Annotated in this window: 21 protein-coding genes, 2 pseudogenes and 1 riboswitch; of the genes and pseudogenes, 9 read left to right on the top strand and 14 right to left on the bottom strand. The window is 73.3% G+C overall.

From position 1 onward, the window contains the following. Positions 1–36 precede the first annotated feature (36 nt). Together ACFC8N_RS32055 and ACFC8N_RS32050 are read left to right on the top strand one after the other, a co-directional pair. A complete protein-coding gene (locus ACFC8N_RS32055) occupies positions 37–1,095 on the top strand; it encodes a tartrate dehydrogenase (RefSeq protein WP_376291893.1) in 1,059 nt (352 codons plus the stop codon). Positions 1,096–1,169: 74 nt separating this feature from the next. Next, a complete protein-coding gene (locus ACFC8N_RS32050) occupies positions 1,170–2,399 on the top strand; it encodes a PucR family transcriptional regulator (protein WP_376291890.1) in 1,230 nt (409 codons plus the stop codon). On the opposite strand, the gene ACFC8N_RS32045 is transcribed toward ACFC8N_RS32050, so the two are convergent. Next, on the bottom strand, positions 2,389–4,260 hold the full coding sequence (locus ACFC8N_RS32045; protein ID WP_376291887.1) for an alkyl/aryl-sulfatase: 1,872 nt from the start codon (positions 4,258–4,260) through the stop codon (positions 2,389–2,391). The two genes, ACFC8N_RS32050 and ACFC8N_RS32045, sit on opposite strands and share 11 nt — an antisense overlap. 177 nt (positions 4,261–4,437) lie before the next feature. On the opposite strand from ACFC8N_RS32045, the pseudogene ACFC8N_RS32040 reads away from it, so the two are divergent. Together ACFC8N_RS32040 and ACFC8N_RS32035 are read left to right on the top strand one after the other, a co-directional pair. Then, a pseudogene (locus ACFC8N_RS32040) lies at positions 4,438–4,671 on the top strand (MFS transporter); the annotation flags it as partial. Between the two features lie 207 nt (positions 4,672–4,878). After that, positions 4,879–5,094 (top strand): hypothetical protein, encoded by a 216-nt coding sequence (locus tag ACFC8N_RS32035; RefSeq protein ID WP_071371873.1) that lies wholly within the window; start codon positions 4,879–4,881, stop codon positions 5,092–5,094. Here ACFC8N_RS32035 and ACFC8N_RS32030 read toward each other — a convergent pair. Further along, the gene (locus ACFC8N_RS32030; protein ID WP_376291884.1) at positions 5,091–5,963 is read right to left on the bottom strand and encodes an SDR family oxidoreductase; all 873 of its coding nucleotides are present in this window, start codon (positions 5,961–5,963) and stop codon (positions 5,091–5,093) included. The two genes, ACFC8N_RS32035 and ACFC8N_RS32030, sit on opposite strands and share 4 nt — an antisense overlap. A 115-nt stretch (positions 5,964–6,078) precedes the next feature. Continuing rightward, positions 6,079–6,450, bottom strand: a complete 372-nt coding sequence (locus ACFC8N_RS32025) for a rhodanese-like domain-containing protein (RefSeq protein ID WP_376291882.1) — start codon at positions 6,448–6,450, stop codon at positions 6,079–6,081. Between the two features lie 13 nt (positions 6,451–6,463). On the opposite strand from ACFC8N_RS32025, the gene ACFC8N_RS32020 reads away from it, so the two are divergent. Further along, positions 6,464–6,733 carry a hypothetical protein gene (locus ACFC8N_RS32020; RefSeq protein WP_376291879.1) on the top strand — a complete coding sequence of 90 codons (270 nt, stop codon included), beginning with the start codon at positions 6,464–6,466 and terminating at the stop codon, positions 6,731–6,733. Here the strand turns inward: ACFC8N_RS32020 and ACFC8N_RS32015 are convergent. Further along, positions 6,685–7,230: a GNAT family N-acetyltransferase gene (locus ACFC8N_RS32015; protein ID WP_376291877.1), complete on the bottom strand. Its 546-nt coding sequence runs from the start codon at positions 7,228–7,230 to the stop codon at positions 6,685–6,687. The genes ACFC8N_RS32020 and ACFC8N_RS32015 overlap by 49 nt on opposite strands. A gap of 123 nt (positions 7,231–7,353) precedes the next feature. Here ACFC8N_RS32015 and ACFC8N_RS32010 point away from each other — a divergent pair, with 123 nt between their 5' ends. After that, positions 7,354–7,866: a GNAT family N-acetyltransferase gene (locus ACFC8N_RS32010; protein ID WP_356031451.1), complete on the top strand. Its 513-nt coding sequence runs from the start codon at positions 7,354–7,356 to the stop codon at positions 7,864–7,866. Between the two features lie 71 nt (positions 7,867–7,937). Here the strand turns inward: ACFC8N_RS32010 and ACFC8N_RS32005 are convergent, their stop codons facing one another. Together ACFC8N_RS32005 and ACFC8N_RS32000 are read right to left on the bottom strand one after the other, a co-directional pair. Then, positions 7,938–8,357, bottom strand: coding sequence for a nuclear transport factor 2 family protein (locus ACFC8N_RS32005; protein ID WP_376291875.1), 420 nt, complete (start codon positions 8,355–8,357; stop codon positions 7,938–7,940). 62 nt (positions 8,358–8,419) lie between these two features. Next, the gene (locus ACFC8N_RS32000; RefSeq protein ID WP_362817898.1) at positions 8,420–9,340 is read right to left on the bottom strand and encodes a zinc-binding dehydrogenase; all 921 of its coding nucleotides are present in this window, start codon (positions 9,338–9,340) and stop codon (positions 8,420–8,422) included. A 151-nt stretch (positions 9,341–9,491) separates the two neighbouring features. On the opposite strand from ACFC8N_RS32000, the gene ACFC8N_RS31995 reads away from it, so the two are divergent. After that, complete coding sequence (locus ACFC8N_RS31995; protein ID WP_356031443.1) at positions 9,492–10,442, top strand: LysR family transcriptional regulator; 951 nt, start codon at positions 9,492–9,494, stop codon at positions 10,440–10,442. Between the two features lie 40 nt (positions 10,443–10,482). Here the strand turns inward: ACFC8N_RS31995 and ACFC8N_RS31990 are convergent, their stop codons facing one another. Then, positions 10,483–11,685, bottom strand: a complete 1,203-nt coding sequence (locus ACFC8N_RS31990) for a PucR family transcriptional regulator (RefSeq protein WP_376291873.1) — start codon at positions 11,683–11,685, stop codon at positions 10,483–10,485. 182 nt (positions 11,686–11,867) lie between these two features. Here ACFC8N_RS31990 and ACFC8N_RS31985 point away from each other — a divergent pair, with 182 nt between their 5' ends. Next, entirely contained in the window at positions 11,868–12,833 is a 966-nt protein-coding gene (locus ACFC8N_RS31985; RefSeq protein ID WP_376291870.1) for an SGNH/GDSL hydrolase family protein, read from the top strand. A 19-nt stretch (positions 12,834–12,852) separates the two neighbouring features. Here the strand turns inward: ACFC8N_RS31985 and ACFC8N_RS31980 are convergent, their stop codons facing one another. The 7 genes and pseudogenes from ACFC8N_RS31980 to ACFC8N_RS31950 form a co-directional block, all read right to left on the bottom strand. After that, positions 12,853–13,884 carry a cytochrome c oxidase assembly protein gene (locus ACFC8N_RS31980; protein ID WP_356031435.1) on the bottom strand — a complete coding sequence of 344 codons (1,032 nt, stop codon included), beginning with the start codon at positions 13,882–13,884 and terminating at the stop codon, positions 12,853–12,855. Positions 13,885–14,019: 135 nt separating this feature from the next. Then, complete coding sequence (locus ACFC8N_RS31975) at positions 14,020–15,312, bottom strand: divalent metal cation transporter (protein ID WP_356031433.1); 1,293 nt, start codon at positions 15,310–15,312, stop codon at positions 14,020–14,022. Next, on the bottom strand, positions 15,309–16,655 hold the full coding sequence (locus ACFC8N_RS31970; RefSeq protein WP_356031430.1) for a magnesium transporter MgtE N-terminal domain-containing protein: 1,347 nt from the start codon (positions 16,653–16,655) through the stop codon (positions 15,309–15,311). The genes ACFC8N_RS31975 and ACFC8N_RS31970 overlap by 4 nt, the downstream gene beginning before the upstream one ends. 321 nt (positions 16,656–16,976) lie before the next feature. Then, positions 16,977–17,148, bottom strand: a riboswitch (M-box (ykoK) riboswitch). A 93-nt stretch (positions 17,149–17,241) separates the two neighbouring features. Further along, complete coding sequence (locus ACFC8N_RS31965) at positions 17,242–21,339, bottom strand: molybdopterin-dependent oxidoreductase (RefSeq protein ID WP_376291867.1); 4,098 nt, start codon at positions 21,337–21,339, stop codon at positions 17,242–17,244. Positions 21,340–21,615: 276 nt separating this feature from the next. Next, positions 21,616–22,212: a lamin tail domain-containing protein gene (locus tag ACFC8N_RS31960; protein ID WP_376291864.1), complete on the bottom strand. Its 597-nt coding sequence runs from the start codon at positions 22,210–22,212 to the stop codon at positions 21,616–21,618. Positions 22,213–22,522: 310 nt separating this feature from the next. Further along, a complete protein-coding gene (locus ACFC8N_RS31955) occupies positions 22,523–24,190 on the bottom strand; it encodes an alkaline phosphatase family protein (RefSeq protein ID WP_376291861.1) in 1,668 nt (555 codons plus the stop codon). Between the two features lie 148 nt (positions 24,191–24,338). Next, positions 24,339–24,943: pseudogene (locus tag ACFC8N_RS31950) on the bottom strand (isocitrate lyase/phosphoenolpyruvate mutase family protein). Positions 24,944–25,133: 190 nt separating this feature from the next. On the opposite strand from ACFC8N_RS31950, the gene ACFC8N_RS31945 reads away from it, so the two are divergent. Further along, positions 25,134–25,886, top strand: coding sequence for an NPP1 family protein (locus tag ACFC8N_RS31945; RefSeq protein WP_376292018.1), 753 nt, complete (start codon positions 25,134–25,136; stop codon positions 25,884–25,886). Positions 25,887–25,895 lie beyond the last annotated feature (9 nt).

Raw genomic sequence — 25,895 nt, 5'->3', positions numbered from 1 at the left:
GGACGCCCGGCGAACCGCCCTGCTGCAATCGACGGCATGACGAACCACCGCATAGCCCTGATCCCCGGCGACGGCATCGGCACCGAGGTGCTGCCCGCCGCACGGCAGGTTCTCGACGTCGTGAGCCGGCGCCACGGCTTCGGCCTGTCGTACACGTCGTACGACGACTGGTCCTGCGAGCGCTATCTGCGCGAGGGCGCCATGATGCCCGCCGACGGCATCGACCGGTTGCGCGACAAGGACGCGATCCTGCTGGGCGCGGTGGGCCACCCGGGGGTGCCCGACCATGTGTCGCTGTGGGGCCTGTTGATCCCGATCCGTCGCGCCTTCCGGCAGTACGTCAGTCTCCGGCCCGTCCGCGTCTTCGAGGGCGTGTGCAGCCCGGTGCGCGGCGCGCGGGCGGGCGAGGTCGATGTCGTCGTCGTGCGCGAGAACGTGGAAGGCGAGTACAGCGAGGCCGGTGGCCGTCTCAACCGTGGGTTTCCCGAGGAAATGGCCGTCCAGGAAGCCGTGTTCACCCGGACCGGTGTCACCCGCGTCGTGGACTTCGCCTTCGCGCTGGCCGCGCGGCGCGGCGGCCGGCTGACCTCGGCGACCAAGTCGAACGGCATCGTGCACACCATGCCGTTCTGGGACGAGCTGGTCGCCGAGCGGGCCGCCCGGTTCCCTCAGGTCGCCTGGGACCAGGAGCACATCGACGCGCTCGCGGCCAAGTTCGTCCTGGAACCCGCCCGCTTCGACGTCGTGGTCGCCTCCAACCTCTTCGGTGACATCCTCAGCGATCTCGCGGCCGCGGTCGCCGGTTCGGTCGGCATCGCCCCGGCGGCCAACCTCAACCCCGAGCGGGAGTTCCCGTCGATGTTCGAGCCGGTGCACGGTTCCGCTCCCGACATCGCGGGCCGGGGCATCGCCAATCCGCTGGGCGCGATCTGGTCGGCGGCCATGATGCTCGACCATCTGGGCCACCCCGCCGCGGCCGAGCACATCACGGACGCGATGGCCTCGCTCCTGGCCAGGACCGACGTCCGCACCCATGACCTGGGGGGTACGGCGACCACCGCCGAGTTCACCGACAGGCTGCTCCGACTCCTCTGAACCCGCCGGGCCCCGGCAGCACGGCCGTACGCCCCGGTTACTGTGACGGACCGGCATCGGCGGTGAGGTGATCCATGGCGCACGGACAGGACGGGGAGCGGCGGACCGGCGGTCGTCCGCGGGAGCTGTCCGCCGGCGCGGCGGCGCTCGCCGCCCGGTGCGAGCCACGGGTGAACGCGCTCGCCCGGCGCATGGCCCGCGAGGTGTTCGGGCAACTGCGCGGCTACCCCGAACTGCCCGCCGAGGTGAAGGACGTGGAGATCGCCGCGACGGCCCGGCACGGCATGCGGCTGTTCCTGCGCGGGGCCACCGGCCGGCCGGGGCCGGACGCGCTGGAGTACTTCCAGGAGCGCGCGGCCCGGCGCGCCGAGGAGGGGATGCCGCTGCACCTCCTGCTGCGCACGTACACGCTGGGCGGGCAGGAACTGTTCCGGGCGCTGCGGGAGACCGCTCGTCCCGATGAGCGGGACGCCCTGGCCGAACTCGCCGAAGCGCTGTTCGCCTCGATCGACCGGGTCGTGGGCGCCGTCGCCGAGAGCTATCTCGACGAGCGGACCGCCCTCGCCGCCGAACGCCACGAGCGGCGTCACGCACGGGCCCGCGCCCTGCTGGAGGGCCGCCCGCCCGCCGGCGCATCCACGACGGACGGGCCCGCGCTGGTGCTGTGCCTGCGCTTCCCCGATTCGCCGCCCACCGGCGGCAGTCCGGGCTCCCCGGTGACGGTACGGCGGCTGGTGCGGCGCGTCCAGGCGGTGCTGGACCGGGTCTTCGGCACGGACGTACCCGCCCTGCTCGGCGCCGACGGAGGGCACGCGGTCGTACCGGGAGGCGCCGAACCACCCACCCAGACAACGGAGTTGCTGCGCGAGGCGGCGGGAGCGGGGGTGCGGCTGGCCGTGGCCGGGGCGGCCGGGACCGCTGACATACCCCGTGCGGCGCGGCTGGCCGCGGAGGTGGTGCGGGTCGCGGCCGCGTGCGGCCGGCCGCCCGGGCTGCACCGGCTCGACGACGTCCTGCTGGAGTACCACCTGTCCCGGCCCAGCGAGGGCAGCGACCGGATCGCCGCCCTGCTCGACCCGCTGGCCGGCCGGCCCGAACTGGCCGAGACCCTGCGCACACATCTGGAGGAGCGCCAGGACCGCCGGGCCATGGCCCGCCGGCTGAACCTGCACCCGAACTCCGTCGACCACCGGCTGGCCCGCATCCAGGAGTTGACCGGGGTCCGCCTCGCCGGCCCGAGGGACACCGCGCTGCTCCTCGCGGCCCTGCTGCTGCGCGAGACGGACCCCGGCGTCACGGGGTGACGATCGCGAAGTCCGGGTCCGGTGCGTCCAGCAGCGATCCGAAGGTGATCAGGGCCCCGGCATCGCCGTCGAGGTCCACCGCTCCGCCCGCGATCTCCTCGGCGAAGGTCGTCGCCCCGACCAGCACGGCGTCGAGAGTGGTACGGGCCAGCCGCAGTACGGCGGTGGGCTGCTCACCCTGCGGGGCGTCGCCGGGCATCGGGGTGAGCGCGCCGCGGGACAGCAGGAGCGTCCACTTCTCGCCGGTGTCGGTGAACTCCCAGCGCAGCAGCAGCCGTCCGGCCTCGGCCGCGCGGGGGCCGTTGACGCGTACGGCCATGGAGCGGAAGACCTGCTCGGCCGTCAGGGCGGCCAGGACGTCCGGGGCGGCGCGGGTCGGTGTGCCGAGGATGCCGCCGCGCAGTTCGGCCGCGCCCGTCAGGAAGAAGTTGCGCCAGGGTCCGCACTCCGCGCCCTGGCCGAGCCGCTCGAACGTGTCGGCCTGCAGAGCGCGGGCCTCGGTGTGCCCGGGATCGGCGAACAGGACATGGTTCAGCACCTCCGCGACCCACCGCAGATCACCGTCTTCGTGCGACGTCCTCGCCTTGGCGACCACGCTGTCCGCGCCGCCCATGAACTCCACGTACCGGCGCGCGGCCTCGGTGGGCGGATGCTGCCACAGGTGCGCCGGGTTGCCGTCGAACCAGCCCATGTAACGCTGGTACACCGCCTTGGCGTTGTGGCTGAGGGAGCCGTAGTAGCCGCGGACGTGCCAGGCCCGTTCGAGGGCCGGCGGGAAGCGCAACTGCTCGGCGATCTCCGCGCCCGTGTATCCGGCGTTGATCATCCGCACGCACTGGTCGTGCAGATAGGCGTACGCGTCCCGCTGCTCCTCCAGGAACCGCACGACGCGGTCCTGGCCCCAGGTCGGCCAGTGGTGGGAGGCGAAGACGACGTCCGTGTCCGCGGCGAACAGCCGTATCGTCTCCGTCAGATACCTGGCCCAGGCGCTGGGATCGCGGACGAGGGCCCCGCGCAGGGTGAGCACGTTGTGCAGGGTGTGGCAGGCGTTCTCGGCGGCGCACAGCACCCGCAGGTCCGGGAAGTGGAGGTTCATCTCGGCGGGGGCTTCGGTGCCGGGCGTGAGCTGGAAGACGATCCGCACCCCGTCGACGGTCTCGGTCTGTCCGGTGGCGGTGACGTCGACCGTGGGCGCGATCAGGCCGACGCTGCCGGTCGAGGTCGTCAGCCCGAGCCCGCAACCGATCTGGCCGGCCGGTCCCTTGGGCAGCGCGGCCCCGTACATGTAGGCCGCCCGGCGGGCCATCGCCGTACCCGTGAAGACGTTCTCGCCGGCCGCGTGCTCCAGGAACCCGGCGGGTGCGATGACGGGCACCCGGCCGGCGGCCACGTCGGCCGGACCGACGACCCCGCGCACGCCGCCGAAGTGGTCGACGTGGGAGTGGGTATAGATCACGCCGGTCACGGGGCGCTCGCCGCGGTGTGCGCGGTACAGGGCGAGCGCGGCCGCGGCGACCTCGGCGCTGATCAACGGGTCGATCACGACGACTCCGCGCTCGCCCTCCGCGAAGGTGACGTTCGACAGGTCCAGGCCGCGCACCTGGTAGATGCCGGGCACGACCTCGTACAGCCCCTGGCGGGCAACGAGCCGGCTCTGCCGCCACAGCGCGGGGTGCGCGGTCGGCGGGCAGTCGGCCGCCAGGAAGTCGTAGGCGTCCGCGTCCCACACCACCCCGCCTCGCGCGTCCCGCACCACACAGGGCTCCAGCCGGGCGATCAACCCCCGGTCCGCGTCGGTGAAGTCCTGCTCGTCGTCCCAGGCCGGGGTGGTCTCCCCGGGCTGCTGCTCGCTGCCGGTCATGGTGACCGATCGTGCCAATCCCCGGTCGCCCGCGCCTGATGACGGGTCACAGAGCGGTCGGTGACCCGTCACAGCGGCAGTCCAAGAGGCGGGGGGCTTTGTCCATGGACGCGCTCCCGGCCGGTGGGTGAGGGTCGCCGCATGACCGATTCGGGCCGCACGGCCGGCCGGGGGCGGATGCCGGCCGGGCTCGTCGCGCCGGCACTCGGCGGTTTCGGCATCGGGCCCACCGAGTTCCTGATCGCCGGGCTGCTGCCGCAGATCGCGTCGGGTTTCGCGGTGTCCGAGGCGACGGCGGGCCGGCTGATCTCCGGGTACGCGCTGAGTGTCGCGGTCGGCGCGATCGCACTCATCGCGGCCACGGCCCGGCTGCCCCGCAAGAACGTCCTGGTCGGCCTGGTGGCGTTGTTCGGCTACACGGCGCCGTTGTACGTCGGCGCCGGCATCGCCCTGGCCTCCGTCCTCGTCATGGCCGTTGCCGCACACGACGCCAGGTCCGCCCGGTAGGCGCCGGGGCCATCAGGGTGTTTCCAGGTGGTGTCGGGAGGCGGGCGTGGGCCCGCTTGGCCATGCTGGGCCGAAAGTGGCACTCTCCCTCCCCGCGACAAGGAGCACGGTATGGCCTCGGACTCGGTCGAACGCTTCATGGCGGCCCTGGATCCGGAACACCGGGACACGGTCGGCGCCAGGCCCCGCCAGGAACAGGAGCAGCTGGCGGCGGCCTGGGAACGGGAACTGGAAGCGGACGACGAGCTGGACACCCTCGACGAACTGTCCCCGCCCGCGGCGGAGGCCGAGGCCGCCCGCCGTGTGCTGGAGCGAGAGGCCGGCTAGCGAACGGCGGGCGTCCCCCGCAACAGGTGCTCCAGCGTGGTGGCCGGGTGGCCGGTCAGGTCCTGGACGGCGGTGGTCACCCCGGCGAGGGAGCCGTCGGCGATCGCCGTGTAGGTGGAGACCCAGGCGTCGAGTTGCCAGTCGGGAGCGTCGTACACCGCGCGGGAGGCGTAGGCCTCCTCGACGGTCTCGGGGACGTACGAGACCGGGCGGCCGGTGACCGCCGTGATCGTCGCCGCCACCTCGGTGAGGGTGAGCGCCTCGGGACCGGTCAGTTCGTAGGCACGACCGGTGTGCGGGCCCGGATCGCGCAGGACCGCGACGGCCGCGTCCGCGATGTCGTCCTGCACGACCACGGCGGCCCGGCCGTCACCGGCGGGGCCGCGCAGCGCGCCGTCCTCGCCCACCAGGCCGGGCATGAAGTCGGCGTAGAGGTTGTCGCGCAGGAAGGTGAAGGGCACGCCGCTGGCGCGGATGTGCTGCTCGGTGTGCCAGTGGTCGCGGGCCAGGGTGAAGGTCGCGTCGGGTGCGGCACCGTAGAAGGAGATGTAGACCAGGTGGGCGACGCCCGCCTCGGCCGCCGCGTCGACGAAGGTGCGGTGCTGCGCGACGCGGTCCGGGGATTCCGAGGCGGAGACCATCAGCACACGGTCGGTGCCGCGCAGGGCGCGGACGAGGGCGTCGTGGTCGCCGTAGGCCCCGGGTACGGCGGTCGCGCCGGGCAGTTCCGGTGCGCGGGCCGGGGTACGGCACAGGAGGGTCTGCGGGGTGCCGGCGGCGGCCAGGCGGCGGGCGATGCGTCCGCCCAGCCGGCCGGTGGCGCCGGTGACGGCGTAGGTGGCCTCGACCTCGGCCTCGGCAGGAGCCATCGTCGTTCTCCTCGGTGCGGTCCCGGATGTGCTGCTGTGTGTCTGTCGGCACAGTAGTCGCCCGGTGCGCCCGCTCCCGCCCTGTGCCCCGCCGACCGCGGCGCGGATACGGCGCTCACGTCAGGTCCGCCGTGTCGACGGGCAGCTCGGCCGGGCGCCACTCCGGCATGCCGTCATTGAGCCGGATCGCGCACCGGCCTCGGTCGGTCAGCAGGCGGACCACGTCGTGAGCGAGGACGCAGTGCTCGCCGCGGCAGTTGACGACGATCTCGGCGTCCTGGGGCAACTCGGCGATGCAGTCGGCCAGTTCACCGACCGGGATGGAGAGCGCGCCGGGGATGTGTCCGACCCGGTGCTCCTCCGCCGGGCGCACATCGAGCACGCCGCCCAGGGCGACGCGCGCGTGCAGTTCCTCACGGGTGACCTCCGTGGCGCCGTCGTCGCCGAGAGATGCGCACGCCCTCTCGGCGCGTGGCGGTCCGCTCACCCACCCTGCGCGAGTGAACCGGACCCAGTTCTCCCGCAGCCCGAGCCGCAGGGGCTCGCCCGGCACCGACAGCACCGGCCTGTCCGCCGCCTTCGCCCGCACCTCCTGGCGGGACCGCTCCCTGCGCGGCGCCAGCCAGGTCGGCCTGGTCAACAACTTCCTCGCCCTCGGCACGTACCGCTTCTGGCGCGACATCGGCTACGCCGCCGGCGCCCTGATCGCCGGGCTGCTGGATCACGGAGCACCGCCGGACCGCCCGAGCGCGTCGGCGGCCAGCCGGTAGCGGAGTTCGGGCACGCACACCCCGTCGTACTCGTCGGTCTGGACGGCGCCGTCGGCGACGTATCCGGCCCGTGCGTAGAAACGGCGTGCCGGGGTGTTGCCGGTGAGGACCCAGAGCACCATCTGGTCGAAGCCGTGCGAGCGGGCGTGTGCGTGCACGGCCCGGAGCAGCGTGCGGCCGATGCCCGAGCCGATGAGCGAAGGCTGCACGTACAGGGCGTAGAGCTCACCGGTGGCCGCAGTGGTGTCGGCGTCACGGCAGGGTCCCAGGCAGGCCCAGCCCGACACACGCCCGTCGGTGTCGACCGCGACCAGGTCGGTGCGGCCGTTCCCCGGCTGTATGACGCGCTCCCGGTGTCGCCGCGCGTCCGCCTCGACCGTCATCCGGTCGAGGCAGGACCGGGGCACGATCCCGGCGTACGCGGTCCTCCAGCCGGTCACCCGTATCGCCGCCACGGCCTCGACGTCGGCTTCCGTCATCGCTCGTACAGTCACCATCCCGGCACGCTACGGGACCTGCCCCCGCGACCACCCCGGAATTGCCGCGCCGCTCCCGCCCGGACGGCGAGCGCGGCGGAAATGTGTTGCCGCGCTGTCAACCCGGACGCCATGCTCGCGCCCATGACCGATCCGGACGAAGCCCCGCTCCGCGCCACCCTTGCCCTCCCCGTCGGCGTGCGCGACCTGACACCCGGGGATCTGCCCGCCTGCACCTGGTCGGGCTCGGCCACCCATCTGCGCCAGGTGGAGCGGGAGTTGACGCGGGCGGCGGCGGGCGAGGTGGACTACCTGGCGGTGTGCACCCCGGCGGATCTGCCCGTGGCGATCGGCGGCGTCGACTACCGGGTGCGCGCGGGCGCCGGGACCATCTGGCAGCTCGCCGTGCTGCCGGCGCTCCAGTCCCGCGGACTGGGCACGCTGCTGATCCGGGCCGCCGAGCGACGCATCGTCGGCCGTGGGCTGCGTACGGCGGAACTCGCCGTGGAGGAGGACAACCCGCGGGCCCGCGCCCTGTACGAGCGCCTGGGCTACGTCGCGTACGGCCGTGAGCCGGATGCCTGGGACGAGGAGGGCCCGGACGGGTCGCTCCGCCGGTACGAGACGATGTGCGTCCTCATGCGCAAGGAACTCTGAGGCCCCTGCCCGGCACAGCCGGGCGGTGTCCGGCACACGGGCTCGTCCGACCGGAGCGGCCGCAGCGTGACTTACCGGGCGTCGTGCCCGGGGAAGAGGGTCGCGGCCACATGCTGGGTGTCGGCGTATTCGACCACAGAGGTGATCTGGCCGTCGTGGACGGTGTAGATGCCGAGGCAGCGGTTGTCGTACGTCCCGCCGTACACGGTCCTGGCCTTGGAGGTCCATTCGGCCACCACGCGGTCGCCCTCGGCGATCGTGCTGATCAGCTCGATCTCCAGGGTGCCCGGCACCAGGACCGGTCCCATGCCGCCGAGGAACTCCCCGATGATCCGGTCCCGTCCGTGCCACACCTTGGAGATGGGCAGGTCGCCCGGGTAGTGCCAGGTGGCGTCCTCGGCGAAGCTGTCGTGGATGACGTCCGCGTCGCCGTCGCGGACGGCCTCGACGTAGCGGATGACCACGGCCCTGGGGTCGGTGCCGGTCGTCATGGTCGTACTCCTTCGGTGGTTCGTGAACTGGCTGCTGAAAGAGGTCGGTTGGGCTGTGGTGTTCAGGACAGCGTGAGGACGGCCTTGCCGCGGATGCGGCGGTCGCGCAGGTCGGTGAGAGTGGTCGCGGTGTCGGCCCAGTCCGTGACGCGGCCGATCTCCGGGTGCAGCCGCCCCTCGGCGGTCAGCCGGACCAGCGCGGCCAGGTCGTCGTCGAGGCGGGTGTCCGCGTCGAGGTAGTGGAAGTGACGCAGGACGGCCGATTCGGGACCGTCGAAGAAGTCGAAGAAGTCGAGCGTCGCCGGCCTGCGCCCGGCCTGCCCGAACCAGACGAGGGTGCCGCGCCGGGCGAGCCGGGCCAGAGCGGTGGCGAGGGCCTGCCCGCCGGTCGACTCCAGCACGATGTCGTACGGGCCCCGGGCGTCGGCGACGTCGTGGACGATGTCGGCGGCGCCGAGTGCGGCCAGCCGGGCGCCGCGCTCCGCGTCCCGGGTCACGGCGGTGACCTGGGCCCCGGCGGCGGCCGCCAGCTCGGTGACGTAGTGGCCCACGCCCCCGGACGCGCCGGTCAGCAGGATCCGGCGGCCCACGACGGGGCCGGCCGCGCGCAGCAGCCGCAGCGCGGTGAGCCCCGCGAGGGGCAGGGCCGCGCCCTGAACGGTGCCGACCCGGTCGGGCAGTTCGGCCAGGGCGTTGGTCGGCACCGCCACGTACTCGGCCCAGCCGCCCGACATGGGGTGGCCGACGACCCGGGTGATCCCGCTCGGCCCGCTGCCGTCGGCGGCCGGCTGCACCACCAGCCCCGCGATGTCCTTGCCGGGGCGGTCACCGGGGCGGGGCTTTTCCAGCTTGAAGGTCTCACCGCGGTTCACGGAGAACGCCTCGACCCTCACCAGCGCCTCGTCGGGGCGCGGTGTGGGCTCGGCGACGTCGGCGAGCACGACGGGCTCGGCGGGGTCTCCGGTCGGCACAAAGGCTTTCATCGGTGTCGTCCTCCTCGGTGGCCTGCAGCACCATCGGCCGGTGCGGCGGTGGGTGCGGCCTCGGGAACCATCTGACCGGTCCGGGCACCGGAGCGGCCAACAACCGGACCCACCGGGCGACAACGCCGCGTTGTCGCCTATGGTCAGCGGCATGGATCTCGACCTCGCCCTGGTCCGCGCCTTCGTCACCACCGCCGGGACGCTGCACTTCGGGCGCGCCGCCGAGGAACTGGGCACCAGCCAGCAGGCGTTGTCCAAGCGCGTGGCCCGGCTGGAGGAGCTGCTCGGTGTGCGGCTCTTCGAGCGCCAGGGCGGAGTCCGGCTCAGCGAGGCGGGCGGGCGGTTCCTGCCGGGCGCGCGCGAGGCGCTCGCGGCCGGCGAGCGCGCCGTCGCGGCCGTGACCGGCGCGGGAGCGGCCGTACGGATCGACATCTGGGGGCATCTGTACGCGCCGATGCGCACCGTCGCCGCCGCCGTCCGGGCGGACGGCCCGGTGCGGTGGGAGCCGGGTCCGGGACGTGACTGGCCGTCGGTCGCCCGGGCCCTGCTGCGCGGTGACACGGACCTCGGCTTCGGCCGCGTGCATCCGCTGCCCGGGGGACGGGACGCGGGACTGACCCAGCGGCTGGTACGGCTGGAGCCCGTCGACGTGGTGCTCGGCCCGTCCCATCCACTGGCCGGCGCCGACGCGCTGCGCCCCGTCGACCTGCGCGACAGCGCGCTGTGGAGCCCGGCCGAACTGAGCCGCCTGGACTTCCTGTGCCGTTTCGCCGACGAGTTCCGCATCACGCGCCGGCACGACGGCCCCAACCTGGGCCTCGATCACCTCCTCCAGCACGTCCGCGCCGATTGCGAGGGCTTCACCCTCTTCCCCGCCGACGCGCCGCTGCCGGACCACTCGGGACTGCGCGCCATCCCGCTGGTCGATCCGACCCCGCTGTACGCGTGGTCGCTGGCCTGGCACGACGCCTACCGTCACCCGCTGCTCGACACCCTGCTGCGGGGCTTCGCCGAAACCGGCCGCGCCCGCCGCTGGCTGGAGTACGCCCCGGGACGCGACTGGCTCCCCGACGTCGACCACGCGAAACTGGCGGCGCGTTAGCCGGTCGGCAACTCACGGCTCACGGCGCACAGTTCACGGCTCACGGCGCCTCGGGAGACTGCGGGAGCAGCGGCAGGGCGTGCAGGGCCACCGAGAGTTCCGCGACCGCGCGGGGGTCCTGGAGGGAGCGGCCGGTCAACTCCTCCAGGCGGCGCAGCCGGTAGCGGACGGTGTTGCGGTGGCAGTAGAGCTGCCGCGCCGCGTCGGCCGCCGAGCCCCCGGCCGCGTACCACTGCTCCAGGGTCGCCAGCAGTCTGCCGCGTTCCTCGTCGGGCAGGGCCAGCACACGCGCGAAGACGGTCCGTGCGATCCGGGTGGCCTCGTCCACGGACGCGGCCACCATCAGGGCGACCGGGCTGTCGTCGAACCGTACGACGCCCCCGGCCTCCCGCGGTACCCGGGCCAGCGCGAGGCGGGCCATCCGCAGGGCCCTGGGGGTGTCCCGCAGGGCGCGGTACGCGGGACTGACGCCCACCCGGGCCGCGGCGACACCGCCGAGGACGCGCAGGGCGGCCTCGTCGGCGTCCGGGCCGCGCACGGCCATGATGCCGACCTGGAGGTCGGGCAGCAGCCGCCAGGCGGAACGGATCCGCTCCGCGAGCAGCCGGGGCTCGATGCCGGGCAGCGCCTCATGGCCCGGCACGGGTACACCGGCCGCCACGACCACGAAGGGGCCCTCGGCCGGCAGGCCGAGCGCGTCGGCGGCTTCCCAGAGTGTGGTGCGGTCGGTCAGCATGCCCGTGAACAGGGCCTCGACCAGCACGGAGCGCTCGCGGTCGCGTTGCAGCAGCAGTTCCGCGGCCGTTTCGCGGTAGGCGTCGCTGGCCGCCGCCGCGAGGCCCTCGTTCACCCACCACGCCGCGAGGGCCACGAGGATATCGGTGGTGACGGCGTCCGCGGCCCGGGCGGCGGACGCCAGCTCGGACCACAGGAACTCCGAGCCGACCCGGTAGGCGTGCAGCAACTCCCCCAGCGGTGCTCCCTCGCGCGCCGCTCTGCGGCCCGTCTCCTGCGCCGGCTCCATGCCGGCCGCACAGCCGTGGGCGAGCTGCCCGAAGACCAGCTCGGTGTTGCGCCGGCAACTGGCGGTCAGCTCCTCGAAGGCGACGGGACCTTCGCCGCCGTAGTAGCCGACCTCGGCGCGGATACGGCGGGCCATGCGGGCGCCCAGCTCGTGCGCGCGGCCGAGCAGCGCGGCCGCGACGGGGGCGGTCTCGGCGGGTGGTGGCGGTGTGCGGCTCATGACCGGCAGGTTACAAACGGGCGTCGGCGTGCGCGAAGGCGATGTGCGCGGGGACAACGGGGCCGTCGTGCCGCTGTGCGCGGGCACATGGTCCGCGGGGCGGGGGGCTACGACGATGTCCGCAACGTTACCGGCCGGTACCGGAGTTGTGCTTCCGTCGTCCCGTCTCCCCAGGAGCAACCGTGCCCAGAGCCGCATCGCCGAACACGCACCGCAGCCATCACGCACCGCGCACGACAGCCGCCGAGGACCCGCACACCGCACGGGCCGCCCGCGGCGCGAAGGCGCTCGTGCGCTGGACGTCCGCCCTCGCCGGTGGCGTACTCCTCGCGACCGCCTCCACCACCACCGCCCTCGCCGCGCCCTCGACGGACGGCGCCTACGTGGCGCTCGGGGACTCGTACGCCGCCGGCGCCGGCATCCCCGCCCAGTCCGCGGGCCTGTGCATGCGCTCCGACCACGACTACGGCCGGCTCGTCGCCGCGTCCCTGGGCCCGAGCACGTACCGGGACGTGACCTGCGCGGGCGCGAAGGTCAGTGCGCTCACCACGGCGCAGACGGACGCCGGAGCCGTGGTCAACGGCCCCCAACTGGACGCCGTCACGCGGGACACCGCCCTGGTCACGCTCACCGTCGCGGGCGACAACCTCGGCACGTCGGACTTCGGCTTCGGGGACGTCGCCGCCACCTGCTCCGCCCTGTCCGTGACCGACCCGCTCGGCACCCCCTGCCGCGACCACTACAAGAACACCCTCGAAGAGCGTGTGGACGCCGCGGCGGCGCAGCTCGGCAGCGCCCTGGGGCTGATCCGTGCGCGGGCCCCGCGGGCCAGGGTGCTGGTCGTCGGCTATCCGGCGGTGCTGCCCGACGACCCCGCGGAGTGTCTCGGCAGGTTGCCGATGACGACCGGGGACATCGCGTTCCTGCGGTCCGTGCTGGGCGGTCTCGACGACACGGTCGCGGCCACCGCCCGGGCCGGCGGCGCCACGTACGTGGACACGCTCAGCCCGACCCGGGGCCACGACAGCTGTTCCGCCACGCCCTGGATCGAGGGACTGATCCCCGCCTCGCCCACCCTGCCGCTGCACCCGAACGCCACCGGGGAACGCGCGATGGCGGACGCCGTCCTGGGCGCGCTCGGCGCCTGATCCGGCTGTACGGCCGACGTCACTTCTCCCGGTGCTGGCCCCGGATCCTCGCGGCCACCTCGTTCTGTTCCGTCTCCCACCAGGGGCGCACCCGCTCGGCCTCGGGAGACGGGGCCCGGTGGGCGTGCTCCGCGGCGGGGGCGGGCACGACGGCGGGGGTGAGTTCCGCGTCCAGGCGGCGGTCCAGGGCGGCGTTCTGGACCCGTTCCGCGCGCGCCCACTGGTAGAGGAGGGCCAGCAGGAAGGGCAGGGCGACCAGCTCGGCGATGCTCAGCATCGCGCCGCCGCCGATCTGCTGGTCGTGCTGGACGTCCGGGGACCAGGTCGGCGCGTGGTGCAGGTACCAGGCGCCCGCGATCAGCGTGCCGTGCGTCATCACCACCACGCCCGGGATCGCGTCGACGATGCCGTCCAGGAAGACCAGGGCGGCCCGGACCGGGTGGGTGCACCAGCGGGGCAGCGTCTGCTCGTGGGTCAGCATCGGTACGACGAAGAGGCAGCCGGCCACGAGCAGGTGGAGGTACATCAGCTCGTGCAGCCAGCCCACGCGCAGGGCGGTGGCGAAGTACGGCGTGAAGTACACCGTCAGTTCCGTGGCGAGCACGAGGGCGGTGCTGATGAAGGGGAAGGTGAGCACGCGCACCAGGCGGCCCGACATCGCCCGGCGCACCCGCCCGGCGGCGCCCTCCGGCAGGGCCTCGACGGCGAGCCGCAGGGGGTCGCCGAGGGCGAGGCCGAGCGGGGCGACGAGGTCCAGCAGCACGTTCTGCACGGCGGCCGGCCAGAACAGCACATGGTCGTAGACGGCCAGCGCGGACATCGTGGCCACCACCAGCGCGCCCAGGCCGAGCAGCGCGAACGCGGCCACGCGGACCGGTGGCCAGGGCTCGCCCCGCGCACGCAGTCGCGCGAGGCCCCAGCCGTAGAGCGCGCCCAGGGCGATGACCAGCAGCAGGGCGGGGATGTCCAGCTGCCAGGTGGACAGCAGACGTCCTGTGGTCAGCTCGGGGAGCTGGCCGGCCGACAGTGCGGTCGACGCGTGGCCATCCATGCGGAACGTCCTCCTTTGGCTCGGTACGAGGGCCTCGGCGCCGAAGAGTCCGGCTCGGGTCCACCACGGGACGGTAGTCCCCGGCGGCCCGCGGCCCGGCATCGGGGTGCGGCACGCCGGGGTGAACGGCGTGGATCAGGCGAGACCGAACCAGCCCAGGACCGTCTGGACGAGGAGGATCGTCGACATGGCGGCGACGCCCACGACCACGGCGGTGGCGGCGACGCGGTAGCGCGGACCGTTGGCGGCCGGGCCGAGGACCGAGCGGCGGTTGGTCAGCACCAGGAGGTAGACCAGGACGATCGGGCTGATCAGTCCCTGGAGGACCTGGGTGCCGATCAGCAGCTGGATGACGTCGACCGGGGTCATCGCGACCACCGCGCCCAGCACGATCTGGGCGGTGAACAGACCGAGGAAGAGCGGGGCGTCCCGGAAGCTGCGGGAGACGGAGCGCTCCACGCCGGCGGCCTCTCCTATGGCGTAGCTCGCCGACAGCGGGACGACGGCGCCGGCCAGGGCGGAGGCGCCGAGCAGACCGAGCGCGAACAGCAGCTCGGCGTTGCGGCCCGCGACCGGCTTGAGTGCCTCGGCGGCCTGGGCGGCCGAGTCCAGCGGGCCGGTGCCGCCGATGGCGGAGGCGGTGGCGATGATGATGGTCAGGCTGATGACGCAGGCGAAGACGGCGCCCAGGATGGCGTCAGCGCGGATCAGCGGGTAGTCCGCGGGCTTGGCGCCCCGGTCGACGACGCCCGCGGCGGCGTAGAACTGCATGTACGGGCTGACCGTCGTGCCGATCAGGGCGACCGCCAGCAGGATGAAGGCCTTGTTCGGCTCCATGTGCGGCACGACGAGGTGGTGGCCGACCGCGCCCCAGTCGGGGTGGCCGAGGATCATGGCGACCGGGTAGGCGAAGAAGGCCAGCGACATGATCAGGAAGATGCGTTCGGCCCAGTGGTAGGAGCCGAACAGCACCAGCGCCCACAGCAGGACCGCGGCCGGCGGGATGACCGCCCACTTGGGGACGCCGAGGAGTTCGAAGGCGGCGCCGATGCCGGCGAACTCGCTCACCACCAGGCCGGTGTTGGCGAGCAGCAGGCAGAAGACGGCGAGCGCGGTCAGGCGGAGGCTGAACTGCTCGCGGATCAGGGCGCCGAGGCCCTTGCCCGTGTAGGCGCCGAGGCGGACGGCCATCTCCTGCACCATCACCAGCGCGACGGTGACGAGCACCATGAAGAACAGGGTGCCGTAGGTGAACTGGGAGCCCGCCGAGGCGTAGGTGGCGATGCCGGCGGCGTCGTTGCCCGCGTTCGCGGCGACCAGTCCGGGTCCGGCAACCGCCGCGATCATGGTGATGCGCCGCCAGCCGGTCCGGCGCGCGGGCGCTGTGGCCTGCGGTGCCGCGGTGGCGGTGTCGAGGTCGCGGGTCACTGCAGGAACCTCCGGAAGTGCAGCCGCCCGCGTTCGGGCAGCATCGCGTCGAGCAGGTCGTCGGCCAGGATCCGGCCGAGCGGGCGGTCGCTGTCGTCGACCACCAGGAGTGAGGAGGCGCGGGCCGCGACCAGGTGGTCGGCGGCCTCGGCCAGGGAGGTGTCGGCGCGGACGGTGTCCGGCGGGCCGAACTGGGCTCGCCAGGTGACGAGGTCGGTTATGGGGGTGGTGTCCTCGGCCACCGCCAGGTCGAACAGCGGGAGGTCGCACAGCAGCCGGTCCGTGCCGTCCACCACGGCGATCGCGTCGATCTCGGTCCGGTGCTCGTGCTGCTCGGCCAGCCGGCCGCGCACCTCGGCGACGGTCTCGTCCGGCCGGGCGGTGATCAGCAGCGTGGTCATGGCACCGCCCGCCGTGCCCTCCCGGTGCGTGAGCAGCCGGCGCAGTTCGGCCGCCTCGTCCTTGGGCATCCGGGTCAGCAGGGCCTCGCGCTCCTCGCGGGTGAGGTCGCGCAGGGCGTCGGTGGCCTCGTCGGGCTCCATCTCGTCGACCAGGCGGGCGGCGTGTTCCGGCTGGGCCTCACGCAGCAGGTTCTGCAGCTCGGCGGGTTCCATCTCCTCCAGCGCGTCGGCGGCCTGCTCCGGTTCCAGCCAGCCGAGCAGCTGCTGGCGTTCGGCGCGGCCGAGGTCTTCGAGGATGTCGGCGAGGTCGGCCGGGCGCAGCCGGTGCAGGGCGGCCCGGGAGGCGCGCAGCCGGACCTCGGGCGGACCCTCGGTGGCCTGCTCGGCGAAGGGGGCTATGGCCTGCCAGTCCAGCACCCGCTCCGGGGTGGGGCGGGCCTGCCAGCGGCGCGGGCCGAGCCGGCGCAGCAGGGTGGGCAGCGAGACGTCCACACCGACGAGGACGACCTGGTCGACCAGGGGCGCGAGATACAGGTCGGCGGCGCGGGTGACCTGGACGCCGTCGACGTCGACGAGCTGATGGTCGAGCACGTCCTTGGCGAGCAGCGCCTCGCCGGGACGGCGGACGAAGTCGCGCAGGTCGACGCGGGCGGTGCGCAGCCGTACGTGCCCGGCGTGCACCTTGCCGAGGGCGTCGGCGGGCACGAAGGTGTGGCGCCGGCCGATGCGCAGGATGAGCCCGGTGACCGGCGGGTAGGAGTCGGTGCCGTAGAGCCGGGCGACGACGTCGACGATGCGGCCGACCTCGTCGCCGGACTGGTTGGTGGCCGGTCCGCCGATCAGCCCCGCGAGGGAGACCAGCGAGGTACGGACCGCCTTGGACGTGGTGGCACGGCGCTCCAGGATGACCCGGCGGTCGCGCAGGCGGGCCGAGGTGGACATGAGCAGAGTGTGGGCAGCCAAGATGAACACCCCCTTGCCCCGGTGTGACGGGGCTACGGGCGGCCCGTGGCAGCGCACGACTCCCCCGCACCCGGGCACCGGGCACGCCGGGCGCATACCGGCGCACGGCCTGCCGGCCGGGTGAACCGGTCGGGGGTCAGGGAAGAAGAGGCAGCTGCGGGCCGCGGAAGGACGGCGCGGACAACACGAAGAAGGGCCGACTATGGCCCGGACTACTGTCCATGTCGCCTCCTCCCGGTCACGGCCGCGCTGAGAGTGTCGCGGTCCTGTGGCGGAGGGCAGCCGGAGCCGGCTCGGCCCGGCACACCCCTTCTCGTCAGAGCTTTGGCACTCCACGGCGTGATCCCCGTACGGGGAAGCCACTTGGGGTCACCCCTTGGGCCGGGGAGACCTGTCCTGATCCGGAGCGTCTCTCGACGGGTGGGATCAGTGGCCTGTGTCCGTGAAGACGCCTCACCGAACGAGGTGCCTTTCGTTTGTCCGCACCAACGATACGCGGGCCGCAACCCTCCTTCCGCACCCATGACCGGCCCTTGACCTGCACACTACGGAACGGAAACCGGCGTCAGTACACATCCCGCACATACCGCTTGTCGGCGCCCAGCTGTTTCACGTAGGCGGCGGCCTCGGCCTCGGCCAGGCCGCCGTGCGCGACGGCGATCTCGCGCAGCACCCGGTCGACGTCCTTGGCCATGCGGGAGGCGTCGCCGCAGACGTAGAAGTGGGCGCCGTCCTGGAGCCAGGACCACAACAGCGGGCCGTGTTCGCGCATCCGGTCCTGGACGTAGACCTTGGCGCGCTGGTCCCGCGAGAAGGCGGTGTCGAGGCGGGTGAGCGTGCCCTCGGCGAGGAACCCGGTCAGCTCCTGCTCGTAGTAGAAGTCCGTCGCCCGGTGCTGCTCGCCGAAGAACAGCCAGTTGGGGGCGCGATGGCCGCGGGCCCGCCGCTCCTCCAGGAAGCCGATGAAGGGCGCGACGCCCGTGCCGGGGCCCACCATCACGGCCGGGGTGGCGGGGTCGGCGGGCGGGCGGAAGTGCGGTGCCCGCTGGACCCGGACCGGCACGGGGGTGCCGGGCTCGGCGTCCGCGAGGAACGGGGAGCACACACCCTGACGGGGACGCCCGTCCGGGTTCTCGTACCGGACCACGGAGACCGTCAGGGACACCAGGTGGGGGTCGGTCAGGGGGCTGGACGATATGGAGTACAGCCGGGGTTGCAGCCTCCCCAGCACGTCGGCCCACTCCTGCGCCCCGGCCCGGACGCCGAACTCGGCGACGACGTCGACGGCCTGGCGCCCCCAGGACCACTGCGCCAACTCGCCCTTGTTGTCGGGCCGGAGCAGCTTGCGCAGCTCACGCGGGTCGCGGGTGCGGTCGGCGGCGAAGCGCAGCAGGCCGGGGGTGACCCGGGTGATGTCCAGGTGCCGGAGCAGGGCTTCGGCGAACGGCACCTCTCCGGCGTGCTTGACCTGTACGGCCGTGTCCGCGTCGACGCCGGTGACGGCGAGCCATTCGGTCATCAGCTCCGGCCGGTTGACCGGCTGTACGGACAGGGCGTCCCCGGCCTCGTAGACGAGGGGGGCATCGCTGTCGCGGGTGTCGAAGGTGAACCGCCGGACCTCCTTGCCGGCGCCGGGCAGGCTGAGCAGGCAGTTGCCGGTGAGGCGGGCGGTGACGGGGGTGGGGCGGCTCGACCGGGGCGCGGCCTGCGGGGCGGCAGGGGTCGCGGGCGCGGCGGGGGGCGGCTGCTCGGCGGTGCTCAGCGCGGCGAGTATCCGGTCGAGCCAGGCCCCGGCCGCGCTCTCGTAGTCCGGTTCGCAGTCGATGCGCGGTGCCAGCCGCGTCGCGTCCAGCTCCGCCATGCGCCGGTCGAGGCGCCGGCCGTGGCCGCAGAAGTCGTCGTAGGAGGAGTCGCCGAAGGCCAGGACGGCGTACCGCCTGCCGTCCAGGCGTGGTGCGTCGGGCGCGGCGAGGGCGTCCCAGAAGACGGCGCCGTTGTCCGGGGCATCGCCGTCGCCGAAGGTGCTGGTGATGAACAGCAGGTCGGCGTCCGAGGGCAGGGCGGCGGGGTCCGCCTCCTCCATGGGCAGCAGGGCGGCGCGGTGACCGTCCGCGGTGACCCGCTGCGCGGCCTCGGAGGCGAACTCCTCGGCGTTCCCGGTCTGCGACGCCCACAGGATCACCACCTGGCGGCGGGCAGCGTGCGGCTGTGTCGCGGACGGGGGCGTCGCTGCGGTCGTCCTGGAGTACATGCCGGCCAGGACGCCGTTGACCCACAGGGCGTGCTCCGGGCTGAAGGGGGCGTCCGGCGGCAGGACCGGGACGCCCGGGGCGCCGGACGGGATGCCCGCCAGGAAGCCGGTCAGATACCGGCGTTCGTGTGCGGCGAGGACCGGCGGAGGCGGCGCGGGCTCCAGCCCGAACGGGGCGGGGACGGACACCGTGGACGCCTCTGGGGCGACAGCCGGGGCTGCCACCGGCACCGGGGACCGCACCGTCACCGCGGTGGCGACCTTGGTCAGCGCCACGGCACACATCTTGAACTCGGGCTGGAACGACAGCGGGTCGACGGCGTCGTTGGTCACCGCGTTGACGCTCAGGTACTCCCCGAACAGGTCGTTCCAGTGGAACGGCGCGAAGCAGCAGCCCGGCCGTACGCGGTCGGTGACGACGGCGGGCAGCACGGCCCGCCCGCGCCGCGAGGCGACCTCCACCGAGTCTCCGTCGGCGAGGCCCAGGCGATCCGCGTCCTCGGGGTGCACCTCCACGAACGGGCCGGGGTCGAGCTTGTTCAGCTTGGCCACCTTCGCCGTCTTGGTCAGCGTGTGCCACTGGTGCTGGAGCCGGCCGGTGTTGAGCACGAACGGGTAGTCGTCGTCGGGCATTTCGGCCGCCGGGACGTGCGGGCGGGCGTGGAAGACCGCACGGCCGCTCGCCGTGGGGAAGGCCGGCGCGCCGTCCGCGCCGACGTAGCGGACCGGATTGCGGTCGGGCCCCTCGGGCGTGGCCGCCGGCCACTGCACGGGCGTGGTCCGCAGCCGCTCGTAGCTCACCCCGCGCAGGTCCCAGCCGGTCACCGGGTTCCAGGCGCGCTTGATCTCCTCGAAGATCTCCTCCGCGCTGTCGTACGCGAAGCCCTTCTCGTACCCCATCTCCCGGGCCACGGCGGCGATGATCCGCCAGTCCGCGGTCGCCTCGCCGGGCGGGTCGGCGGCCGGGCGGGCGAGGGTCAGGTTGCGCTCGCTGTTGATCAGGACGCCCTCGGTCTCGGTCCACAGCGCGCCGGGCAGGACGACGTCGGCGTAGGCGTTCGTCTCCGTCTCGGCGAACACGTCCTGGGTGACGACGAATTCGGCGGCTTCCAGGCCCTCGATGACCGTCTTGCGGTTGGCCACGGAGGCGACCGGGTTGGTGCAGATGATCCAGCAGGCCCTGATGTCCCCGTCGGCCATCTTCCGGAACATCTCGACCGTGCCCTTGCCGACCCCGTCGGCGCGCAGGGCGCCCGGCTCCAGCTGCCACAGCTCCTCGACGAAGGCCCGGTCGGCGTCGGCGAGCACGGAGCGCTGGCCGGGCAGTCCCGGTCCCATGTAGCCCATTTCCCGGCCGCCCATGGCGTTGGGCTGGCCGGTCAGCGAGAAGGGGCCGGAGCCCGGGCGGCATATCGCGCCGGTGGCGAGGTGCAGGTTGACCAGGGCGTTGGTGTTCCAGGTGCCGTGGGTGGACTGGTTCAGGCCCATCGTCCAGCAGCTCGTCCACTCCCCCGCCTCGCCGATCAGCCGGGCCGCCTCGCGCAGGTGCTCTTCCGGGATGCCGGTGATCTCGGCGACGGCGGCGGGCGGGTAGTCGGCCAGGAAGCCGGGCATCGCCTCCCAGCCCTCGGTGTGCGCGGCGATGAAGGCGGGGTCCGTGTGGCCGTTCGCGTGCAGCAGGTGCAGCAGTCCGTTGAGCAGCGCCAGATCGGTGCCGGGTCTGATCTGGAGGAACAGGTCGGCCTTGGCGGCCGTGGCGGTGCGCCGCGGGTCGACGACGATCAGCTTGGCGCCCGCCGACTTCACGCGGTCCATCATCCGCAGGAAGAGGACGGGGTGGCAGTCGGCCATGTTGGAGCCGATGACGAGGAAGACGTCGGCCCGGTCGAGGTCCTGGTAGGAGCCGGGTGGTCCGTCCGCACCCAGCGACAGTTTGTAACCGGTGCCGGCGCCGGCCATGCACAACCGGGAGTTCGACTCGATCTGGTTCGTACGGATGAAGCCCTTGGCCAGCTTGTTCGCCAGGTACTGCGCCTCCAGGCTCATCTGGCCGGAGACGTAGAGCGCGACCGCGTCGGGACCGTACTCGTCGATGATCGCGCGCAGCCGTCGGGCGGTCTCGCCGACGGCTGCCGTCAGGGGCGCCGGGCGGGGCTCCGCACCGCGGTCCGGCCGCACGAGGGCCCCGGTCAGCCGGCCGGGGGCGGCGAGCATGTCGGCCGTGGTCGCGCCCTTGGTGCACAGCCGTCCGAAGTTCGCGGGGTGCTCCTTGTCCCCGCTCGCCTTCAGGACCGTCCGCCGTCCGTCCGGTCCCGTGCCGACGTCGAGGACCATGCCGCAGCCCACTCCGCAGTACGAGCAGACCGTCCGCACCTTCGTCGTGCCCTCGCTCCGCGAGCCCGGCGCGGCCACGGGCGCCTCCCTGTCCAGTGCTCGACCTGATCTCACCCTTCGTGACGGTACGAACGGCTCATTACACCGGTGTCTCCGCACCTGATCATCAGCGGTTACGCCTGCCGCACAGCTGCCGGGGGACGCGTGTGAGCCTGCCGCGAGGCCCGGGAGCCGTGGCGGGGGAAGGGGGTCGGGCAAGGGGCAGCCCCGGTCGGCGCGAACGCCGTCCGGGGCTGCCGGGTGGGGAAGGGGTCGGCGCCGGTCGCCGCGGCCGTGCCCGCCGTGGTGCGCTGCCTAGCGGTGACCGGCCTCGTGACGAGTGGCCTCGTGGCGGACGGCCTGGTGACGAGCGGTCTGGTGACGAGCGGCTTCGTGGTGACGGGCGGCTTCGTGGTGACGGGCGGCTTCGTGGTGACGGGCGGCGCCGTCGTGGCGGAGCGCGCCGCCGTTGCGGTGGCTGCGGCCGCCCCAGGAGACGGCGTCGAGCACGCGGCCGCGGTCGTCGCGCAGCGTCGCCGAGTCGGCGTTGTTGTCCCACACCCGGATGCGGCGGTCCTGGTAGAGGTCGGCCTTGGTGTCCCGGCCGACTCCGGTGTGGACGCGCACGGTGGCCCGGCCGGCGAGCCGGACGTGGTGGAAGGTGTATGTGTGACCGTTCCGGTCGGACAGCGTCCAGCGGTCCAGGTTCACCGCCCGGCGCGAGCTGTTGGTGACCGCCACCCACTGCTTGTTCAGCGTGGTGTTGGAGCGGTCGGCCCGGCTCTGCCCGTCGTGCCGTACGCCACTGATGTACACCACCGAGTGCTGACGGCCCAGGTGCTGACCGTCGGCCATGGCCGGCAGGGCCGCTACGCCCACCATGGCGGCGGCCACGGAAGCGGCGGCCGTCACACGACGGACGGAAGAAGAAACGGACACAGGGTCCCCCTTCGCGAGAGCGCGTTGGCGCGGGTCGGCGGCCGGTTGGCCGCGCACGCTCACCCTGCAACCCCGAGCGGACTTTGTGAGGAAAACGCGCAGGACATTACGTTTCTCGCAGCAATCCGTAACTCTCGGATGCAATGACCATTTATGTCCTGAATAGCGAATTCCGGCGGGATGTCGGGCCTGTCCGTGGACGTCCGCCCGAGCGGTCACCCGAAAGTGAGTAACGAGTACGTACTCCATCCGGATCAACCGCCCGGGCGACGGGCGCGAGGGCTCAGCGCACGGGGAGGACCCGGGTGTGCTCGGCGCGTACGGCGTCCAGGCTGCGCGGGTCGAGGCCCAGCAGCCGCAGGATCGTCGGGGCGATCTGCGTGGTGCGCACCGGGCTGTCGACGCGGACGCCGTGCGGGGTGGCGGCGCCGGTGACGACGAGCGGGACGTCGAGGTCGTCGGCGTGGGCGCCGCCGTGCTCGGCGATCTTGCCCTTGCCGCCGGTGTAGACGACGCCGTACTGGGTGACGCCGACCAGGTCGGGCACGCGGGAGTCGCCCGGGCGGGCGTGGAAGTAGCCGGCCGCGGCCACGCCCGCGTACAGGGTCTTCAGCCCGCTCGCCGTGAAGGGCCGGGCCTTGCCGTCGATGCCGTTGCCCGTGCCGGACCGGGCGAGGAGGTAGGCCTTGGCGAAGGCGGTGGCGGCCTTGGACCGGTCGGTGAGCCAGATCAGCATGGCGTCGTCGTCCACCGCGTGGGCGACGAGGTCACCGGCGCCCGGGTGAGCGGCCTTCCAGGCGGCGTTCAGGCCGTCGAGGAGGGGGCCGTCGTCGATGCGGGTCAGGGCCTGGGGGTCGGTGGGCGACTGGCCGTGCTTGGACGACAGGACGACCGTGGTGCTGTCGGCGAGGTGCTGCCTGCGCAGCTCGGTGAGGAAGGCGCCGACCTGCTGGTCCACGTAGTCGAGGCTCTTCGCCAGCAGCGGGCCGGGCACGCCCTTGGCCCGGTAGCCGCCGGCCAGGCCGTCGGACGTGGGCAGCTTCTGGGCGGTCGAGACGGACTGGAAGTTCATGCCGAAGACCGCCGGAGTGCCCACCTTGTGGGTGCGGCCGTGGTCGTAGCCGTCGATCTCGTTGAGGACGGCGCTCACCTTGTAGCCGTCGTACTGCCGGGTCGCGGCGTTGTCCTTCGTCCAGTCGTCACCCGCCGCGTAGCCGGTCGCGTTGCTGTTGATCTCGGGCGCGAAGAGGTCCTGGATGCCCTTGCCGGAGGGGCCGTTGAGGATGTCGTAGGCGGCGTGCTTGTCGGACCAGGCGGTGCGCAGACCCGCGGTGCGGGCCACCTCGAAGACGGTGTTCACGCGCAGGTAGGAGTGCGGGTAGACCGGCCTGCACGTCTTCGGGTCGACCGGCAGCTTCGAGGGGTCGAGGAGGCGGGTGGGGTCGCCCGTCATGTGGAGGATGCTGCCGGGCAGGCCCTTGAGGCCCTGGCCGGCGTCGAGGGAGTCCTTGTTCTTGTCGAGGTCCTCGGTGAGGTCGACCTCGGCACCGGGCTTGGCGCCGGCGCACTTGGTGGTGCCGGCCGGCAGGAAGGCGGAGCTGTAGGTGTCGTCGTAGTAGACACCCGTGGTGCCCGGATCGCCGCCCGTGAGCTGGCCGACCATGCCGGGGAAGGAGTCGGACGGGTTCGTGGTCGCGGCGTGCGTGTACTCCACACCGCCGCCCGCCAGTTGAGCGAGCGCGGAGTGCGGGTGACGGGCCGTGTACCAGGCGAGGTCGGACTGGTGCAGTCCGTCGACGGACAGCAGCAGGACGTGCCGGGCGGCCGGGTGCCGCTGCGCGGGCGCATGGGCGGAGGCGGGCGCGGCCGCCGCGGTGAGCGCGCCGACGGCGGCCAGCGCTGCGGCCGCCGCCGTGATGGTGCGTGCGGGGTGGGACGGGCGTCGGGACAAGGGTTCTCCTCGGACTGTGCTGAGCGAGCGAGATCATGCGAACCGTGCACGGACATCCGAGGGGAGGAACGTGTACGGAAGCGGACCGGCATGTCCTGTTCAGCCCAAGAAACTCATCGGCGCACGCAAAGACGCCCCACGGGTGCGGTCAGCGCCGCGTGCGTGCGGCGGTGCCCGCGCCGTTGACGGTGCCGAAGTCCACGGCGCCCTCCAGCGCCACGCAGGTGCCCGAGTCCAGCAGTCCGGCGGCCGCGCGGCGCATCGCCCCGCACGCGGTCCGGGCGGGCGCGGTACCCACGCCGACCCGGCGGCCCCCGACCGCTTCGAGAGCGATCACGGCCGGTGCGCCCGGTCCGGCCATCGCGTTGACCGGCAACGGACCGCGGCGGACCGGTTCGGCCACCGTGTCCAGGTCCACGAGACCGGGGCCGAACAGGCTGTCGGCGCCCGCCTCGGCGTAGGCCACAGCCCGGGCAGCCCGGCCTCCTCGGCGGCGGTGCGGGCCGCGCTCAGGCGTACGGCCTGGGCGGGAGCGTCGTGCAGCGGACCGCCCGGCGCGAGCGAGTCCTCCAGATCGACTCCGACCGCCCCGGCCTCGACCACGGCGCGGACGGTGGCGGCGACGTCGTCGGCGCCGGGGCCGTAACCGCCCTTGCCTGGACGCCCTGGCGGTCTGCGGCCGTCTCGTCTCCTTCGGCAACGCGAGCGGGGCGGAGCCGTGGCATGCGGGGGCAAGCCACCTGGGCGGAACATTCGGGGACAACCTCAACTCCATTGCCGCAACGCTTACTTCACCTCTTGACGTAAGTGGTCCACACCTTTAGGTTCGCGGCGCGACCACGCCCCGTCCGAGGCTCACGCAAGAGGAGTTGAGGTGCGAACCCCCCTTTCCCCCACACGAGTTCCCGCCGGTCCGGCATCCGGCGGCCGTCGTCGGCCGCGACTGCGCCGGTCGGCCCCGGCCGCCGTACTCGCCGCGCTGGCTCTCGTGCTGACGCTCCCCGCGCAGGCCGACGCCGACGTCCTGACGCTGCTGCCGCAGAACGCCGACGGCCTGGAACAGACCTTCTCCCCCGCCTACGACTACGACGGCGACGGCTGTTACGCCACGGCCGCCATCGGCGCCGACGGCAGGATCAACCCCGGCCTGAAGCTCGGCGGCGACGTCAACGGCCACTGCCACGACTACGCGCAGCTCGCCAACGCCAACACCTATTCACGCGAGAAGTGCAACAACGGCTGGTGTGCGGTCGTGTACGCCAGCTACTTCGAGAAGGACCAGGCGACCCTGGGTCCGGCGGCCATCGGGCACACCCACGACTGGGAGCACGTGGTGGTGTGGATCAACGGCAACGAGGTCCAGTACGTGTCGGTGTCCCAGCACACCGGTTACCAGGTGGCCGCCCGCCCCTCGGTCCGCTTCGACGGCACGCATCCGAAGATCGTCTACCACAAGGACGGCATCTCGACACACGACTTCCGCTTCGCCAACACCAATGACGAGCCCCCGGAGAACGTGACCGGCGGCTGGTTCTACCCGCGTCTGGTGGGCTGGAACGGCTACCCGCCCGGATTCCGCGACAAGCTCATGAGCGCCGACTTCGGCGCGGCGACCATCAAGATCAAGGACGGCGACTTCGCGTACGCCCTGGCGCACTCCATGCCGTCGGGCATCCCCTTCGACCCGAACGCCTGACGCCACATA

Source organism: Streptomyces sp. NPDC055966 (assembly GCF_042269865.1).
In the GTDB taxonomy this organism is placed as follows: domain Bacteria; phylum Actinomycetota; class Actinomycetes; order Streptomycetales; family Streptomycetaceae; genus Streptomyces.
This window is presented reverse-complemented; position numbering and strand designations above follow the sequence as displayed.